This window comes from Streptomyces sp. NPDC041940, assembly GCF_055589465.1.
Genome location: NZ_JBVJBP010000015.1, coordinates 144,810 through 160,844, shown reverse-complemented (window position 1 = coordinate 160,844; position 16,035 = coordinate 144,810). Strand labels below are relative to the sequence as shown.

Annotated in this window: 11 protein-coding genes and 3 pseudogenes; 11 read left to right on the top strand and 3 right to left on the bottom strand. The window is 71.3% G+C overall.

Annotated features, from left to right (window positions below; translation table 11 throughout):
• Window positions 1-126: 126 nt before the first annotated feature.
• Complete coding sequence (locus ACZ6I3_RS25020; protein ID WP_215121267.1) at window positions 127-366, bottom strand: heavy-metal-associated domain-containing protein; 240 nt, start codon at window positions 364-366, stop codon at window positions 127-129.
• A gap of 83 nt (window positions 367-449) precedes the next feature.
• Window positions 450-1,118: a TetR/AcrR family transcriptional regulator gene (locus tag ACZ6I3_RS25015; RefSeq protein ID WP_469417503.1), complete on the bottom strand. Its 669-nt coding sequence runs from the start codon at window positions 1,116-1,118 to the stop codon at window positions 450-452.
• 163 nt (window positions 1,119-1,281) lie between these two features.
• Here ACZ6I3_RS25015 and ACZ6I3_RS25010 point away from each other — a divergent pair, with 163 nt between their 5' ends.
• The 4 genes and pseudogenes from ACZ6I3_RS25010 to ACZ6I3_RS24995 form a co-directional block, all read left to right on the top strand.
• Complete coding sequence (locus tag ACZ6I3_RS25010; RefSeq protein ID WP_469417501.1) at window positions 1,282-3,492, top strand: MMPL family transporter; 2,211 nt, start codon at window positions 1,282-1,284, stop codon at window positions 3,490-3,492.
• A 90-nt stretch (window positions 3,493-3,582) separates the two neighbouring features.
• Window positions 3,583-3,918 (top strand): annotated as a pseudogene (locus tag ACZ6I3_RS25005) (alcohol dehydrogenase catalytic domain-containing protein); the annotation flags it as partial.
• A 213-nt stretch (window positions 3,919-4,131) separates the two neighbouring features.
• Entirely contained in the window at window positions 4,132-5,352 is a 1,221-nt protein-coding gene (locus tag ACZ6I3_RS25000; RefSeq protein ID WP_469417606.1) for an RNA-guided endonuclease InsQ/TnpB family protein, read from the top strand.
• 30 nt (window positions 5,353-5,382) lie between these two features.
• Window positions 5,383-6,096 (top strand): annotated as a pseudogene (locus ACZ6I3_RS24995) (zinc-binding dehydrogenase); the annotation flags it as partial.
• 42 nt (window positions 6,097-6,138) lie between these two features.
• Here ACZ6I3_RS24995 and ACZ6I3_RS24990 read toward each other — a convergent pair.
• The gene (locus tag ACZ6I3_RS24990; protein WP_215121270.1) at window positions 6,139-6,339 is read right to left on the bottom strand and encodes a helix-turn-helix transcriptional regulator; all 201 of its coding nucleotides are present in this window, start codon (window positions 6,337-6,339) and stop codon (window positions 6,139-6,141) included.
• A gap of 380 nt (window positions 6,340-6,719) precedes the next feature.
• On the opposite strand from ACZ6I3_RS24990, the gene iolC reads away from it, so the two are divergent.
• The 7 genes and pseudogenes from iolC (at window position 6,720) to ACZ6I3_RS24955 (ending at window position 15,893) form a co-directional block, all read left to right on the top strand.
• Window positions 6,720-7,670 carry a 5-dehydro-2-deoxygluconokinase gene (gene iolC / locus ACZ6I3_RS24985; protein ID WP_469417499.1) on the top strand — a complete coding sequence of 317 codons (951 nt, stop codon included), beginning with the start codon at window positions 6,720-6,722 and terminating at the stop codon, window positions 7,668-7,670.
• The gene (locus ACZ6I3_RS24980) at window positions 7,667-8,557 is read left to right on the top strand and encodes a Cgl0159 family (beta/alpha)8-fold protein (protein WP_469417497.1); all 891 of its coding nucleotides are present in this window, start codon (window positions 7,667-7,669) and stop codon (window positions 8,555-8,557) included. Before iolC ends, ACZ6I3_RS24980 begins: the two co-directional genes overlap by 4 nt.
• A gap of 43 nt (window positions 8,558-8,600) precedes the next feature.
• Window positions 8,601-8,741: pseudogene (locus ACZ6I3_RS24975) on the top strand (5-deoxy-glucuronate isomerase); the annotation flags it as partial.
• Between the two features lie 47 nt (window positions 8,742-8,788).
• Window positions 8,789-10,684: a 3D-(3,5/4)-trihydroxycyclohexane-1,2-dione acylhydrolase (decyclizing) gene (gene iolD / locus ACZ6I3_RS24970; protein ID WP_469417495.1), complete on the top strand. Its 1,896-nt coding sequence runs from the start codon at window positions 8,789-8,791 to the stop codon at window positions 10,682-10,684.
• Window positions 10,681-12,183: a CoA-acylating methylmalonate-semialdehyde dehydrogenase gene (mmsA, locus tag ACZ6I3_RS24965; protein WP_469417493.1), complete on the top strand. Its 1,503-nt coding sequence runs from the start codon at window positions 10,681-10,683 to the stop codon at window positions 12,181-12,183. The genes iolD and mmsA overlap by 4 nt, the downstream gene beginning before the upstream one ends.
• 189 nt (window positions 12,184-12,372) lie before the next feature.
• Window positions 12,373-15,030: a CocE/NonD family hydrolase gene (locus ACZ6I3_RS24960; protein ID WP_469417492.1), complete on the top strand. Its 2,658-nt coding sequence runs from the start codon at window positions 12,373-12,375 to the stop codon at window positions 15,028-15,030.
• The gene (locus ACZ6I3_RS24955) at window positions 15,027-15,893 is read left to right on the top strand and encodes an ABC transporter permease (protein WP_469417491.1); all 867 of its coding nucleotides are present in this window, start codon (window positions 15,027-15,029) and stop codon (window positions 15,891-15,893) included. The genes ACZ6I3_RS24960 and ACZ6I3_RS24955 overlap by 4 nt, the downstream gene beginning before the upstream one ends.
• Window positions 15,894-16,035 lie beyond the last annotated feature (142 nt).

Below are 16,035 nucleotides of genomic sequence, written 5' to 3'. Positions count from 1 at the left end.
TGGCGGGACGCCCCGGGAAAGCGGAACGGGCCGTACGGGCCGGGGCGGCGGCTGTACGGCCCGTACGTCGGTACGAGTGCCAGGTCTGGAGCGTCTCAGGCCCGGCGGGTCGGGTTTCGTACGGGCTCAGGCCCGGCCGGCCAGCTCGAAGCCGGCCTCGTCGACGGCGGCGCGTACGGCCTCGTCCTCGAGCGGGGCCGCGGAGACGACGGTGACCTCGCCGGTCTTGGCGACGGCCGTCACGGAACTGACGCCGGAGATCTCGGAGATCTCGCCGGAGACGGCGCCCTCGCAGTGTCCGCAGCTCATGCCGCTCACCTTGTAGACGGTGGTGACGGGGCCCGTGGTGTCGGTCTGGGCGGTCATGTCGTTACTCCTCGTCGAGGCATGTGGGGCTGTGGGGGCCCACGAGGGGCCCGCACATCTCCCCACTGTACCCCTAGGGGGTATCAGTGCACGACGCCCTCGGCCAGGGGGCGCAGGTAGCGCAGCAGGACGTCCTTCAGCTCCTGGATGTACGCCTCCCGCTCGGCGCCCTCATGGACCAGGATCAGCTCCAGGCCGGCCTTGTAGATGCCGACGCACATCTGGGCGGTGCGGGTGACGGCGGGGGCGGGCGCGTCGGGCAGGAACGGGGCGAGGGTCGTCTCGACCCGGGCGACCAGGGTCGTGTGCAGCGCGTCGTGCTCCTCGGCGATGCGCCCCGGGATGTCGGGGCCGTGCATCAGCGCGAAGAAGGCCGGGTGGCGGCAGCTGAACTCGATGAAGCGGTCGACGGTCCCGGTGATCACCTCCTCGACCGGTGTGGCCGCGGGGTCGATCGGGGTGAGGATCTCGTCGTACGACTGCCGCATCTCGTGCATGAGCCGCCCGCCCAGCTCGATCGCGATCGCTTCCTTGTTCGGGAAGAACTGGTACAGCGTGCCCGGTGAGACGCCTGCCTCGCGGGCGATGGCGTTGGTGCTGGCGGCCGTGTAGCCCGTCGTGGAGAAGACCGTGGCGGCGGCTTCGAGCAGCTGGGCGATCCGGCGCTCGCCGCGGGCCTGGCGACGGCGCGGCCGGTCCTCGGCCGCCGTCGCCGTCGTCTCCGCTGTGGGTTTCTCGGTCTTCTCGGGCACGCGTTATCCCCAGGTCTCATCACGCGATTGACAAACGCGAGTGGTCGCTCGCATTCTGGAGTCGGCAGAAATGCGAGCGAACTCTCGTGTTTGCCAGTCTATGGCAGCCCCGCGCTGTCAGGCTGCGCCTGGACACGGGTCACGGTGAAGGGGACACCGCACGATGACCGAAGTCAACACACCACCACGCGTCGGCGGCTGGACCCGCTTCGTCACCGCGAGGCCGAGACTGTCCCTGCTGGTGGCACTGGTGATCACCGCGCTCGCGGTGCTGGCCGGCAGCGGCGTCGCCGACCGGCTCGGCGCCGGCGGCTGGGAGGATCCGGCCGCCGAGTCCACCCGTGCAACCAAGGCCCTGGAGCGCGAGTTCCCCGGCTCCCAGCCCAACCTGCTGCTCCTGGTCGACGCGGGCGACGCCTCGGTCGACGACCCGGCCGTCGCGGCACAGGCCGAGCGTCTCGCCGGCCGGCTGGCGAGCGAGCGGGGCGTCACCGGCATCGGCTCCTACTGGCAGTCCGGCACCCCGGCCCTGCGCGCCGAGGACGGTCACGAGGCGCTCATAGCCGCCCGCATCACCGGCGACGAGAAGACCGCCGCCGAGACCCTGGAGCGCATCGCGCCCCACTACCGCGGCGTGCACGGCCCGGTGGAGGTCACCGTCGGCGGCCCGGTCGCCGTGCGGCACGAGATGCAGACGATCATCCAGGAGGACCTGACCCGGGCCGAGCTCATCGCCCTGCCGGTGACACTCGTGCTGCTGGTGATGGTCTTCGGCAGCGCGGTCGCGGCCCTGCTGCCGCTCGGCATCGGCATCGTCGCCATCCTCGGGACCAACGCCATCCTGCGAGGCCTCACCGAGCTCACCGACGTGTCCGTGTTCGCGATCAACCTCACCACGGCCCTCGGCCTGGGCCTCGCCATCGACTACGCGCTGTTCATCGTCCGCCGCTACCGCGAGGAACTGTCCACGGGCGCCGAGCCCTTGACGGCGATCGGCACCACCCTGCGCACCGCCGGCCGCACCGTGCTCTTCTCCGCCCTCACGGTCGCGGTGTCCCTGGCCGCGATGCTGGTCTTCCCGCAGTACTTCCTGCGCTCCTTCGCCTACGCCGGGATCGCCGTGGTGCTGCTGGCCGCGGCGGCCGCGCTCATCCTGCTCCCGGCGGCGCTGATGCTGCTCGGGCACCGGGTCAACGCCCTGGACCTGCGCCGCGTGTTCCGGCGCGGACACCGGCCGAAGCCCGCCGGGGAAGAGGGCAGAACATGGGCGCGCGCGGCGACGCTGGTCATGCGCCGCGCCCCGTTCTTCGCCCTGGGCACCACAGCCGTCCTCGTCCTGCTCGGACTGCCCTTCCTGGGCGTGAGGTTCGGCACCGCCGACGACCGCCAGCTGCCCTCGACCTCCGAGTCCCACGTCGTGCAGCAGCACATCCGGGACGACTTCCCCGGCAGCCCCGACGGCGGCCTCGAAGTGCTCGCCCAAGGCCGCGCGACCGAGGCGCAGTACGGCGCCTACAAGGAGCGGATCGCCGAACTGCCCGAGGTGCAGCGGGTCGACGGGCCGCTGGTCAAGGGCGACTCGGCGTACTTCACCGTGCTGCCGAAGGGCGAGGCCGTCGACGATCCGGCCCAGCGCCTGGTCGGTGAGCTGCGCGAGCTCCGGGCCCCCTTCGACACCGAGGTGACCGGCATGGCGGCCGTCCTGGTCGACTCCAAGGACGCCATAGGGGAGCGCCTGCCGCTCGCCGCCGTCTTCATCACCCTCGTCACCCTGCTCCTGGTCTTCCTCCTCACGGGCAGCGTGCTGATACCGATCCAGGCGGTCGTGCTCAACGCGCTCAGTCTGACGGCCATGTTCGGCGCGGTCGTCTGGGTCTTCCAGGACGGTCACCTGTCCGGCCTGCTCGGCTTCACCAGTCCCGGCTCCATAGAGACGACCCTGCCGGTCCTGATGTTCTGTGTGGCCTTCGGCCTGTCCATGGACTACGGGGTCTTCCTGCTCTCCCGCATCAAGGAGGAGTACGACCACACCGGCGACCACGACCAGGCCGTCCGGCACGGCCTGCAGCGCACGGGCGGGCTGATCACCGCGGCGGCGGTCATCCTGGCCGTGGTCATGGTCGCGATCGGCACGTCCCGGGTGACCAACACCAAGATGCTCGGCCTGGGCATCGCGCTGGCGGTCCTGATGGACGCGATGATCGTCCGCAGCCTCCTGGTCCCCGCGGTCATGCGCCTCACGGGCCGCGCCACCTGGTGGGCCCCGGGCCCGCTGCGCCGCTTCCACGAGCGCTTCGGCCTGAGCGAGGGCGAACCGGGACCGGCGAAGGAGACGGAGGAGGCCAGAGACAAGGTGGGAGCGTCGCATGCGTGACCGCCCGGGAAGGTAGGAGCACCTCGGGATCCCGGACATGCGCGAACCGGACCTGCGCGAACCGGGCGTGAACGAAAAGGCGGGTGGAGCATGCGGGCCGCGGTGTTCGAGCGGTACGGGGAGACGGCCGAGGTGCGGGAGGTCGCCGATCCGGAGCCCGCGGCGCACGGGGTCGTCGTGCGGGTCGAGGCCACCGGGCTGTGCCGCAGCGACTGGCACGGCTGGCAGGGCCACGACCCGGACATCGCACTGCCGCATGTGCCCGGGCATGAACTCGCCGGTGTCGTCGAGGCGGTGGGCGCCCGGGTGACCGGATGGCGGCCCGGCGACCGGGTCACCGTGCCGTTCATCTGCGCCTGCGGCACCTGCCCGTCCTGCGCGGCGGGCGACCATCAGGTTCACGCAGGGGAGGAATCGCGTCCGGGCGTTGTGACGCGGAGCGTCGCCGCATTCCGTTCGGGGCGTGGTGCGCTCATGCCGCTGTCCGATGGTTTCAAGGTGATGCGAACGCGTGTGCCTGTTATCGCTGGTCGGGGTGGCGGCTGCGGGATTGAGGTACGTGCGTGCGGTGGTCGTACGTATGGTCCTTTGCGGGGTTCGGGATGCAAGGTCGTCCGGGCTGGGACCGTGAAAGGCGGGATGGCTCAGGTGGGGGTGGCTGTGGAGACGGGGCATGCGCGCTACACGTACCGGCTGCGTGTGTCGTCCGCCGCCCGTACGGCGTTGGTGGCGGAGTGGGGCCGGTGCCGGTGGGTGTGGAACGAGTGTGTGGCCAAGTCCCGGGCCGTGTACCTGCACAACAAGGCGAGTGGGGAGAAGCGGACGTGTGGCCCGGCGCAGTTGGACCGGATGCTGACCGCAGCCCGCAAGATGATTCCGTGGCTGGGTGAGGGTTCGTCGGTGGTCCAGCAGCAGGTCATCCGTGACTTCGGCCGCTCCCGCGCTAAGGCCCACAAGGACATCCGGGAGCGCCTGCCCCTGGCACGCCGGGCCGGGATGCCCACGCACAAGAAGAAGCGCGAAGCACTGGCGACCCTCAACTACACCCGGCGCGGGTTCCGGCTGAAGGACGGCCGTCTGCATCTGGCGGGCGGAATCGTCGTGAGGGTGGTGTGGTCGCGGGGGTTGCCTGCTGAGCCGTCCTCGGTGCGTGTGTATCAGGACAGTCTCGGGCACTGGTACGGCTCCTTCGTCGTGCCCGCCGAAGTGGTGCCGCTACCTCCAACCGGTCGGGTACTCGGTGTCGACTGGGGTGTGAAGGAGACCGCGACCACCACTTCCGACGCGTACGACCTGCCGCACGCCGGGCACGGCAGGAAGGCCCAGAAGAAGCTGACCGGGTATGACCGGATGATGGCCCGCCGCAGGCCGAAGAAGGGGCAGCCGGCCTCGCGGGGCTACCGCGAGGCGAAGAAGCTGCGGGCGAAGGCGTACAAGAAGGTCGCCGGGCAGCGTGCGGACACCGCCCGGAAGTGGGCGAAGAAGGTGGTCCGCGACCACGACGCGGTCGCTGTGGAGGATTTCCGTCCGAGGTTCCTGACCAGGAGCAGTATGGCCCGCAAGGCTGCGGATGCCGCCATCGCTGCCACCAAGCAGGCCCTGATCGAGATGAGCCGCAAGCACGGGCGGGAGATCCGCCTGGTCCGCCCCGCGCACACCACGATGGACTGCGCCAACTGCGCTGCGAGAGCCAAGCACGCACTGCCGCTGTCGGAACGTACCTACACCTGCACCGCATGCGGGCTCGTGTCCCCACGGGACAAGAACTCCGCACGCGTGATGCTTCACCGGGCTGGTCTCAACCCGGCTGGTGCTGATGGCGCAAGACCTCCTGGAGCGTTGCTCCAGGAGGCTGCCTGAGCCAGGAATCACCTCCCTTCAGGGAGGTGAGGATTCAAGCACTGGGGCTCCTTCGCCCAGTACGTGGCGCTGGACCACGCCGATGTGAACCTCGTGGCGCTCCCCGGGGATATGTCCTTCGCGACGGCGGCCTCCCTGGGCTGCCGGTTCGCCACGGCGTACCGGGCGGTGGTGCGGCAGGGCCGCCTCGCGGCGGGGGAGTGGGTCGCGGTGCACGGCTGCGGCGGGGTCGGGCTCTCGGCGGTGATGATCGCGGCGGCGTCGGGAGCGCGGGTCGTGGCCGTCGACGTATCGGCTCAAGCACTGCACCTGGCACGGGAATTCGGAGCTGCTCAAGTGCTGGACGCGACTTCGGTACCGGACACCGCGGCGGCGGTCCGTGACCTGACCGGCGGCGGCGCCCACCTCTCGCTCGACGCCCTCGGCTCACCCGCCACCTGCGCCGCCTCCGTCAACGGCCTGCGCCGCCGTGGCCGGCACGTCCAGGTCGGCCTGCTGCCATCACCGACCGGCACGACACCCGTCCCGATGGCCCGCGCCATCGCCCTGGAACTCGAACTCCTCGGCAGCCACGGCATGGCGGCGCACAGCTACCCGCCGATGCTGGAGCTGGTCCGCAGCGGTGTGCTGCGCCCCGATCTGCTGGTGACGTCCAGGATCACGCTCGACGAGGTCCCGGCCGCGCTGGCGGCGATGGGGACGGCGCCGGGAGCGGGGGCCACGGTCATCGAGCCGTGGAGCTGACGCCCCGGCACCCCGGCACCCCGGCGCCTCGGCGACGAGAGGTCAGTCGTCTCTTCGCCCCCGGTTGCCGGGCCTGGAGGCGACCCAGGCCCGGACCGTGTCGGCGTACCAGTAGGGCTTGCCGCTCTCGACATGGTCGGGCGGCGGCAGCAGACCGTGCTTGCGGTAGGACCGCACGGTGTCCGGCTGCACCTTGATGTGTGCCGCGATCTCCTTGTAGGACCAGAGCTTTCGGTCGGTCATGACATGCACCTCCCCGCGCGAGCCACGGGGACGGCGGGAGGGCCGTCAGGGGGAGCCGGGCGTCACGCTGGCGATCAACAAAGCCTGCCGCCGGGTCAACGACACCCGGCGGCGGCGGGCAGGGCCTGTGCACCAGGTGTGACGGAAGGGCCGCGTCCTTGCGACACGTGTGACAGGAAGCGGGTGTTTGTGACACAGCCGGGGCAAAGACGCAGCCGCCGGCACCGCAGACCTGACCGACCACGACGGAACGGTGAGACCCGGACCAGGTCATACGGAAAGCGCTGTCATGATCTGGTCCGAATGTCCGGACAAAACATTGACAGGGCTTCGTGAAGGGGGCTACAACACCGGGGAGAGCCGACACCGAGGGGTATCCGATGGCGTACGACCTGATCACCATGGGGCGGATCGGAGTGGATCTGTATCCGCTCCAGACGGGCGTCCCGCTGCCGCAGGTCACGTCCTTCGGCAAGTTCCTCGGCGGCTCGGCGACGAACGTCGCGGTCGCCGCGGCCCGCCTGGGACGGCGGACCGCGGTGATCACGCGCACCGGCGACGACCCCTTCGGCACCTACCTGCACGAGGCCCTGAAGGACTTCGGCGTGGACGACCGCTGGGTCACCCCGGTCCCCGGCCTGCCCACCCCGGTCACCTTCTGCGAGGTCTTCCCGCCGGACAACTTCCCGCTGTACTTCTACCGCCGGCCCAAGGCGCCCGACCTGGAGATCGACGCCCACGACCTCGACCTCGACGCCATCCGCGACGCCCGCGTCTTCTGGGTCACCGGCACGGGCCTGAGCGAGGAACCGAGCCGTACGGCGACCCTCGCGGCCCTCGCCCACCGGGCCAAGTCCGGCACGACGGTCTTCGACCTCGACTGGCGCCCGATGTTCTGGCAGGACCCCGAAGCGGCCCGCCCCTTCTACGAGGAGGCCCTGCGCCACACCACCGTCGCGGTCGGCAACCTCGACGAGGTGGAGGTCGCCACCGGCGTGCGCGAACCCCACGCCGCCGCCCGCGCCCTCCTCGACGCGGGCGTGGAGCTGGCCGTCGTCAAGCAGGGCCCCAAGGGCGTCCTGGCCGTCGACCGATCGGGCGACAGTGCCGAGGTCCCGCCGCTGCCCGTGAACGTCCTCAACGGCCTCGGCGCGGGCGACGCCTTCGGCGGCTCCCTGGTCCACGGCCTCCTGGCCGGCTGGGACCTGGAGAAGACCATGCGGCACGCCAACGCCGCCGGCGCGATCGTCGCCTCCCGCCTGGAGTGCTCCTCCGCGATGCCCACCCCGGGCGAGATCGAGGCGGCCGTCACCGCGGGAGCCGTCAAGTGACCGTCGACGTCTCCGAACTCGTCCGCATCCGCAGCCACCGCCCGGAGGCCATCGCCGAGGCCGCGGCCCGCCGCACCCGACGCCCCCTGCTGAACGACAACGGCCGGCTGATGATCGTCGCCGCCGACCACCCGGCCCGCGGCGCCCTCGGCGTCGGCGGCCACAGCATGGCCATGGCCAACCGCGCCGACCTCCTCGGACGCCTCTGCCTGGCCCTGTCCCGCCCCGGCGTGGACGGGGTCCTCGCCACCGCCGACATCCTCGACGACCTGCTGCTGCTCGGCGCCCTCGACGGCAAGGTCGTCCTCGGCTCGATGAACCGCGGCGGCCTCCAGGGCGCGCGCTTCGAACTCGACGACCGCTTCACCGGCCACCGCCCCGAGGACATCGAGCGCCTCGGCTTCGACGCGGGCAAGCTGCTCCTGCGCATCGACTACGACGACCCGGGCTCCCTCACCACCCTGGAGTCCACCGCCCGCGCGATCGACGCCATGGCCGCCCGGCGGCTCCCCGTCTTCGTCGAGCCGTTCCTCTCGCGCCGCGACGAGACGGGCCGGCTGCGCAACGACCTCTCCGCCGAGGCCGTCACCAAGTCCATCGCCATCGCCTCGGGCCTCGGCGGCAGTTCGGCCTACACCTGGCTGAAGGTGCCGGTCACCGCGAACCCCGACGACATGGCCGAGGTCATGGCGGCTTCCACTCTCCCTGCCGTGCTGCTCGGCGGCGAGGTGGGCGGCTCCCCCGAGGAGCAGGCCGGGGCGTACGAGAAGTGGCGCGGTGCCCTCCAACTGCCCACCGTGCGCGGGCTGGTGGTCGGGCGTTCGCTGCTGTACCCGGCGGACGGCGATGTGGCCGCCGCCGTGGACACCGCCGTCGGACTGCTGTGAGGGCTACTCGATGACCAGTGAGCCCAACGTCCTCAAGGCTGCTTTCCCCCTCCCGGGCGGGGAGAGCGTGTGTGCGCACGCCCGGGACCAGATCGCCTCCGGCGCGGGAGGCCGCTTTGCTTTGGCAGGAGCGAAGTGCGAGCGACAACTCCCCGCCCGCTACGGCCCCGCGCCGGAGGTCCCCCACACCAGGCCCCACACCAGGCCCTACATCAGCCGGGAGGGACGCCGATGACGACGAGGCTGACGGTCGCACAGGCGCTCGTGCGCTTCCTGGCCGCCCAGTACACCGAACGCGACGGCGTACGGCAGCGGCTCATCGGCGCCACCTGGGGCATCTTCGGCCACGGCAACGTCGCCGGTATCGGCCAGGCGCTCCTGGAGTACCCCGAGGAGATGCCCTACCACCAGGGCCGCAACGAACAGGCCATGGTGCACGCCGCGGTCGGCTACGCCCGGCAGTCGGGCCGCCTGTCCACCCACGCGGTCACGACCTCCATCGGCCCGGGCGCCACCAACCTCGTCACCGGTGCCGCCCTCGCGACGATCAACCACCTGCCGGTGCTGCTCCTGCCCGGCGACGTGTTCGCGACCCGCCCCGCCGACCCGGTCCTGCAGCAGCTCGAAGTGCCGTACGCGGGAGACGTGTCGGTCAACGACTGCCTGCGCCCGGTGTCGAAGTACTTCGACCGGATCACCCGGCCGGAGTCCCTGATCCCCTCCGCCCTGAACGCGATACGTGTCCTCACCGACCCCGTCGAGACCGGCGCCGTCACCCTCGCCCTGCCCCAGGACGTCCAGGCCGAGGCGTACGACTGGCCCGAGGAGTTCTTCGCCGAGCGCGTCTGGACCGTACGGCGTCCCGGCGCCGACCCTACGGAACTCGCCGAGGCGGTACGGATCATCCGCGCGGCGAGAAGGCCCCTGGTCGTCGCGGGCGGCGGCGTCCACCACAGCCGCGCCGAGGCGGCACTCGCCGAGTTCGCCGAGGCCACCGGCATCCCGGTCGCCTCCACCCAGGCCGGCAAGGGCTCCCTGCGCCACGACCACCCCCAGGACGTCGGCGGCGTCGGCCACACCGGCACGGCCACGGCCGACGAACTCGCCCGCACCGCCGACCTGGTGATCGGCGTCGGCACCCGGTACACCGACTTCACGACGGCCTCCGGCACGCTCTTCTCGAACCCGGACGTCCGGTTCCTCAACCTCAACATCGCGTCGTTCGACGGCCACAAACTCGCCGGGCACCCCCTCGTAGCCGACGCCCGAAGCGGCCTGACGGAACTCACCGACGCCCTGCGCCCGCACGCCCACCGGGTCGCCGGCTCCTACGCCACCGAGTACACCGAGGACAAGGAGCGCTGGGAGCAGCGCGTGGACGCCTGCTACGAGGTGGACGAACCGGACACCCGCCCCACCCAGCCACAGCTTCTCGGCGCCCTCGACGAACTCGCTGACGAGTCGGACATCATCGTCAACGCCGCCGGTTCCCTCCCCGGCGACCTGCACAAACTGTGGCGGACGCGCTCGTACGACCAGTACCACCTGGAGTACGGCTACTCCTGCATGGGCTATGAGATCCCGGCCGCGATCGGTGTGAAGCTGGCCGCCCCCGACCGGCCCGTGTGGGCGCTGGTCGGCGACGGCACCTATCTGATGATGCCGACCGAGATCGTCACGGCCGTGCAGGAGGGCATCGCGATCAAGGTCGTGATCATCCAGAACCACGGCTACGCGTCCATCGGCGGCCTGTCCGAGTCGGTCGGCGGCGAGCGGTTCGGCACCGCCTACCGCTACCCGTCCGAGGACGGCACGTACACCGGGTCGCCGCTGCCGGTCGACCTCGCCGCCAACGCGGCCAGCCTCGGCATGCGCGTACTGCGCGCGAAGACCGTACGGGACCTGCGCGAGGCCCTCGCCGAGGCCCGGGCCGCCGACACTCCCACATGTGTCTACGTCGAGACCCAAACGGCAGACACAGTGTCGGGCGCGCCTCCCGCCCAGGCCTGGTGGGATGTACCTGTGGCCGAGACCGCGACACGACCGTCCGCGGTCAAGGCACGTGAGCTGTACGAACGGCACGTCTCCACCCGACGCCGCCATCTGCGAAGGAGTTCCCGGCCATGACGAAGATCGTCAACCACTGGATCGGCGGCAAGACCGTCGAAGGCGCCTCGGGCACGCACGGGCCGGTGACCGACCCGGCGACCGGCGCGGTGACGACGAAGGTCGCGTTCGCCTCGGTGGACGAGGTGGACGCGGCGGTCGCCGCCGCCAAGGAGGCCTACGCCGGCTGGGGCCAGTCCTCGCTGGCCCAGCGGACCTCGATCCTCTTCAAGTTCCGGGCGCTGCTGGACGCCAACCGGGACGCCATCGCCGAGCTGATCACCGCCGAGCACGGCAAGGTGCACTCCGACGCGCTCGGCGAGGTGGCCCGCGGCCTGGAGATCGTCGACCTGGCCTGCGGCATCAGCGTGCAGCTGAAGGGTGAGCTGTCGACGCAGGTCGCGAGCCGCGTGGACGTCTCGTCGATCCGCCAGCCGCTCGGCGTCGTAGCGGGCATCACGCCGTTCAACTTCCCGGCGATGGTGCCGATGTGGATGTTCCCCATCGCCATCGCCTGCGGCAACACCTTCGTGCTGAAGCCCTCCGAGAAGGACCCGTCGGCGTCCCTCAAGATCGCCGAACTGCTGGCGGAGGCCGGGCTGCCCGACGGCGTGTTCAACGTCGTCCACGGCGACAAGGTGGCCGTCGACCGCCTGCTCGAACACCCGGACGTGAAGGCCGTCTCCTTCGTCGGCTCGACCCCGATCGCCCGCTACATCCACACCACGGCCTCGGCGAACGGCAAGCGTGTCCAGGCCCTGGGCGGCGCCAAGAACCACATGCTGGTGCTCCCGGACGCCGACCTGGACGCGGCGGCCGACGCCGCCGTGTCGGCCGCCTACGGCTCGGCGGGCGAGCGCTGCATGGCGATCTCCGCCGTCGTCGCGGTCGGCTCGATCGCCGACGAACTGGTGGAGAAGATCCGCGAGCGCGCCGAGAAGATCAAGATCGGCCCCGGCAACGACCCGACATCCGAGATGGGCCCGCTGATCACCAAGGTCCACCGCGACAAGGTGGCCTCCTACGTCGAGGGCGCGGCGGCCGAGGGCTGCGAGGTGGTCCTGGACGGCAGCGGCTACACGGTCGACGGCTTCGAGGACGGCCACTGGATCGGCATCTCGCTCCTCGACAAGGTCCCCACGTCGGCGAAGGCCTACCAGGACGAGATCTTCGGCCCGGTCCTGTGCGTGCTGCGCACCGAGACCTACGAGGAGGCGCTGGACCTCGTCAACGCCTCGCCGTTCGGCAACGGCACCGCGATCTTCACCCGGGACGGCGGCGCGGCCCGCCGCTTCCAGCTGGAGGTCGAGGCCGGCATGGTCGGCGTGAACGTCCCGATCCCGGTCCCCGTGGGCTACCACAGCTTCGGCGGCTGGAAGGACTCGCTCTTCGGCGACCACCACATCTACGGCAACGACGGCACGCACTTCTACACCCGCGGCAAGGTCGTCACCACCCGCTGGCCGGACCCGGCCGACGCCCCGGCGGGCGTGGACCTGGGCTTCCCGCGCAACCACTGAGGGTTCTTCTCCGGGGGCGCCCTGAGGGGCGCCCCAAGGGGCGCGGTGAACTGCGCGAACAACCCCAAGGCACCCGCACCCGGCAGACCACAGGACCACCCGAGCCGCCCGCCGTACCGCACCCGCAGTACACCCACTTCAGCCTCAAGTCGACAACTGTTCGACAGGTTCACCCCGTACCGTTGACGCATGGATCTTCGACTGCCCGGACTGAACGGGCTGCTTCGGCGACCCCGGCGGCTCCTCGCCGCCGGTGCCGCCGTCGTCATCCTCGCGGGCGCGGGCACGTGGACGGCCGTCGCGGACGACGAGACGCCCCCGGTCCACCGCGAAGACCGGACCGTGGCCACCGGCGACGGGGTGCGCGTCGACACGTCGTACTTCACCTCCGGCGGCGACGGCCGCCGCCCCGCCGTGCTGCTCGGCCACGGCTTCGGCGGCAGCAAGAAAGACGTCCGGCAGCAGGCCGAGGGCCTCGCCAGAGACGGCTACGCGGTGCTGACCTGGTCGGCGCGCGGCTTCGGCGAGTCGAACGGGAAGATCGGCCTGAACGACCCGAAGGGCGAGGTCGCCGACGTCTCGAAGCTCATCGACTGGCTGGCGAAGCAGCCCCAGGTCGAGCTCGACAAGCAGGGCGACCCCCGCGTCGGCATGGCCGGCGGCTCCTACGGTGGCGCGATCGCCCTGCTCACGGCGGGCCACGACGACCGCGTCGACGCCATCGCCCCGGCGATCACGTACTGGAACCTCGCCGACGCGCTGTTCCCGAACGGCGTCTTCAAGAAGCTGTGGGCCGGCATCTTCGTCAACTCCGGCGGCGGCTGCGAGAAGTTCGAGCCCGGGCTGTGCCGGATGTACGAGCGGGTCGCCGAGTCGGGCAAGCCCGACGCCGAGGCGCGCGAGCTGCTGGAGGAGCGCTCGCCGTCCGCCGTGGGGAAGGACATCGACGTGCCGACCCTGCTGATGCAGGGCCAGTCGGACTCCCTCTTCCCGCTCGGCCAGGCCGATCAGGCCGCGAAGGCCATCCGCGCCAACGGCGCCCCCGTCGACGTCGACTGGATCGCAGGCGGCCACGACGGCGGCGACATGGAGACCGGCCGCGTCCAGGACCGCGTCACGACCTGGTTCGACCGCTACCTGAAGGACGACAAGGCCGCCGACACCGGCCCCGCCTTCCGCGTCACCCGCACCCTCGGCACGGGCTCCGGCGACGGCGAACCCCGCCTGACCGGCGTGACCTCGGACCGCTACCCCGGCCTGGAGGCCGAGCAGCGCTCCATCGCCCTGGCCGGGCGTGAGCAGAGCTTCGACAACCCGCCCGGCGCCAGCCCGCCCGGCGTCTCCGCCCTGCCCGGCCTCGGCGGCGCCGGCGGCCTCAGCCAGCTCTCCACCCTCGGCATCGGCATCTCGCTGGACTTCCCCGGCCAGTTCGCCGCGTTCGAGTCGAAGCCCTTCGGCGAAGACGTCCAGATCACCGGCTCGCCCACGGCCACCGTCCACGTGAAGTCCACCAGCGACGACGCCGTGCTCTTCGCCAAGGTCTACGACGTCGGCCCCGGCGGCGGCTCCCAGCAGGTCCTGCCCTCCCAGCTGGTCACGCCCCTCAGGGTCGAGGACGCCAAGGCCGGCAAGGACGTCACCATCACCCTCCCGGCGATCGACCACGAGATCGACGACGGCCACCGGCTGCGCCTGGTCCTCGCCTCGACGGACCTCGGCTACGCCTCCCCGGTCTCCCCGGCGACGTACACCGTCTCCCTCAAGGGCGACCTCAAGGTTCCCTCGGCCCTCGGCCAGCGCGACACCGGGGGCGGGCTGCCCGCCTGGGTGTGGTGGATGCCGATCGCCGGCGCCGTGATCGCCCTGGGCCTGATCATCACGGGCCGCCGCCGCACCGCGGCCCCCGCCCCACCGGAGCCCGCGCTCGCCGAGGTCCCGCTGCAGATCACGGACCTGACCAAGCGGTACGCCAAGTCGTCCGACCGGTACGCCGTCAAGGACCTGTCCTTCCGCGTGGAGAAGGGCCAGGTACTGGGCCTCCTCGGCCCCAACGGAGCGGGCAAGACGACCACCCTGCGCATGCTGATGGGCCTGATCAAGCCGGACGGCGGCGAGATCCGCGTCTTCGGCCACGCCATCAGCGCGGGCGCCCCGGTCCTCTCCCGGGTCGGCGCCTTCGTCGAGGGCGCGGGCTTCCTGCCGCACCTGTCCGGCCGCGAGAACCTGGAGCTGTACTGGCGCGCCACCGGCCGCCCCGCCGAGGACGCGCACATGGAGGAGGCCCTGGAGATCGCGGGCCTGGGCGACGCGCTCGCCCGCGCGGTGCGCACCTACTCCCAGGGCATGCGCCAGCGCCTCGCCATCGCCCAGGCCATGCTCGGCCTGCCGGACCTGCTCATCCTCGACGAACCGACCAACGGCCTGGACCCGCCCCAGATCCGCGAGATGCGCGAGGTGATGATCCGCTACGCCGCAGCCGGCCGTACGGTCATCGTCTCCAGCCACCTCCTCGCGGAGGTGGAGCAGACCTGCACCCACCTGGTCGTGATGGACCACGGGCAGCTCGTCCAGGCGGGCCCGGTCGAGGACATCGTCGGCTCGGGCGACACCCTCCTGGTGGGCACGGCCACACCGGTGGACGAGCCCGTCGTGGAGAAGGTCACCGCCCTGCCGGGCGTCGCCTCGGCCGTGCGCACCGACGAGGGAATCCTGGTCCAGCTCGACGCCGACGGCTCCCCGCAGCGGCTGATCGCCGAACTCGTACGTCTTGACGTGCCGGTGCGGTCGGTCGGCCCGCACCGCCGCCTGGAGGACGCCTTCCTCACCCTGATCGGAGCCGAAGCATGAGCAAGCTCGCCGAGCCGCCCGTCGAGGTCGCCGACGGCTACCGCGCGGGCCGCACCCTGCCCTTCCGGGTGGAGCTGGTCCGGCAGCTGAAGCGGCGCCGCACGATGGTCATGGGCGGCGTGCTGTTCGCCCTGCCGATCATCCTGCTGATCGCCTTCCAGGTCGGCGGCAACCCGGGCGGCAACAACAACCGGGTGAACCTCATGGACACGGCGACCGCGTCCGGGGCGAACTTCGCCGCCGTCAACCTCTTCTCCGCCGCCGGCTTCCTGCTCGTCATCCCCGTCGCCCTGTTCTGCGGCGACACGGTGGCCTCGGAGGCCAGCTGGTCCTCCCTGCGCTATCTGCTCGCGGCGCCCGTGCCCCGGGCCCGGCTGCTGTGGTCCAAGCTCGCCGTCGGACTCAGCCTGAGCCTCGCGGCGATGGTCCTGCTTCCGGTCGTCGCCCTCGCCGTCGGCACAGCGGCCTACGGCTGGGGCCCGCTCGAACTCCCCACCGGCGGCAGTCTGTCCACGGGCACGGCGGCCCAGCGCATCCTGATCGTCGTCGCGTACATCATGATCTCCCAACTGGTCACCGCGGCCCTCGCGTTCTATCTCTCGACCCGGACGGACGCACCCCTCGGCGCGGTCGGCGGCGCGGTGTTCCTGACCATCATCGGCAGCGTCCTCGACGAGGTGACCGCCCTCGGCGACTGGCGCCACTTCCTGCCCGCGCACTGGCAGTACGCCTGGCTCGACGCCGTCCGGCCGCAACTGGAGTGGTCGGACATGATCCAGGGCACCTCGATTTCCATAACGTACGCGCTCGTGCTGTTCGCCCTGGCCTTCCGAGGTTTTGCCCGCAAGGACGTCGTCTCCTAGGTCAACGGAGGATCACCCACCGGTCTCGAAGGCCGGTCCCCGTGGCCGCTTCGAGACGCTTCCGCAATGCTCCGTACCGCACATTCTCACCCCCCGCGCCGTCACAGTCGCAAGAAGCCGACACCGACGGACCCAGGGGGCA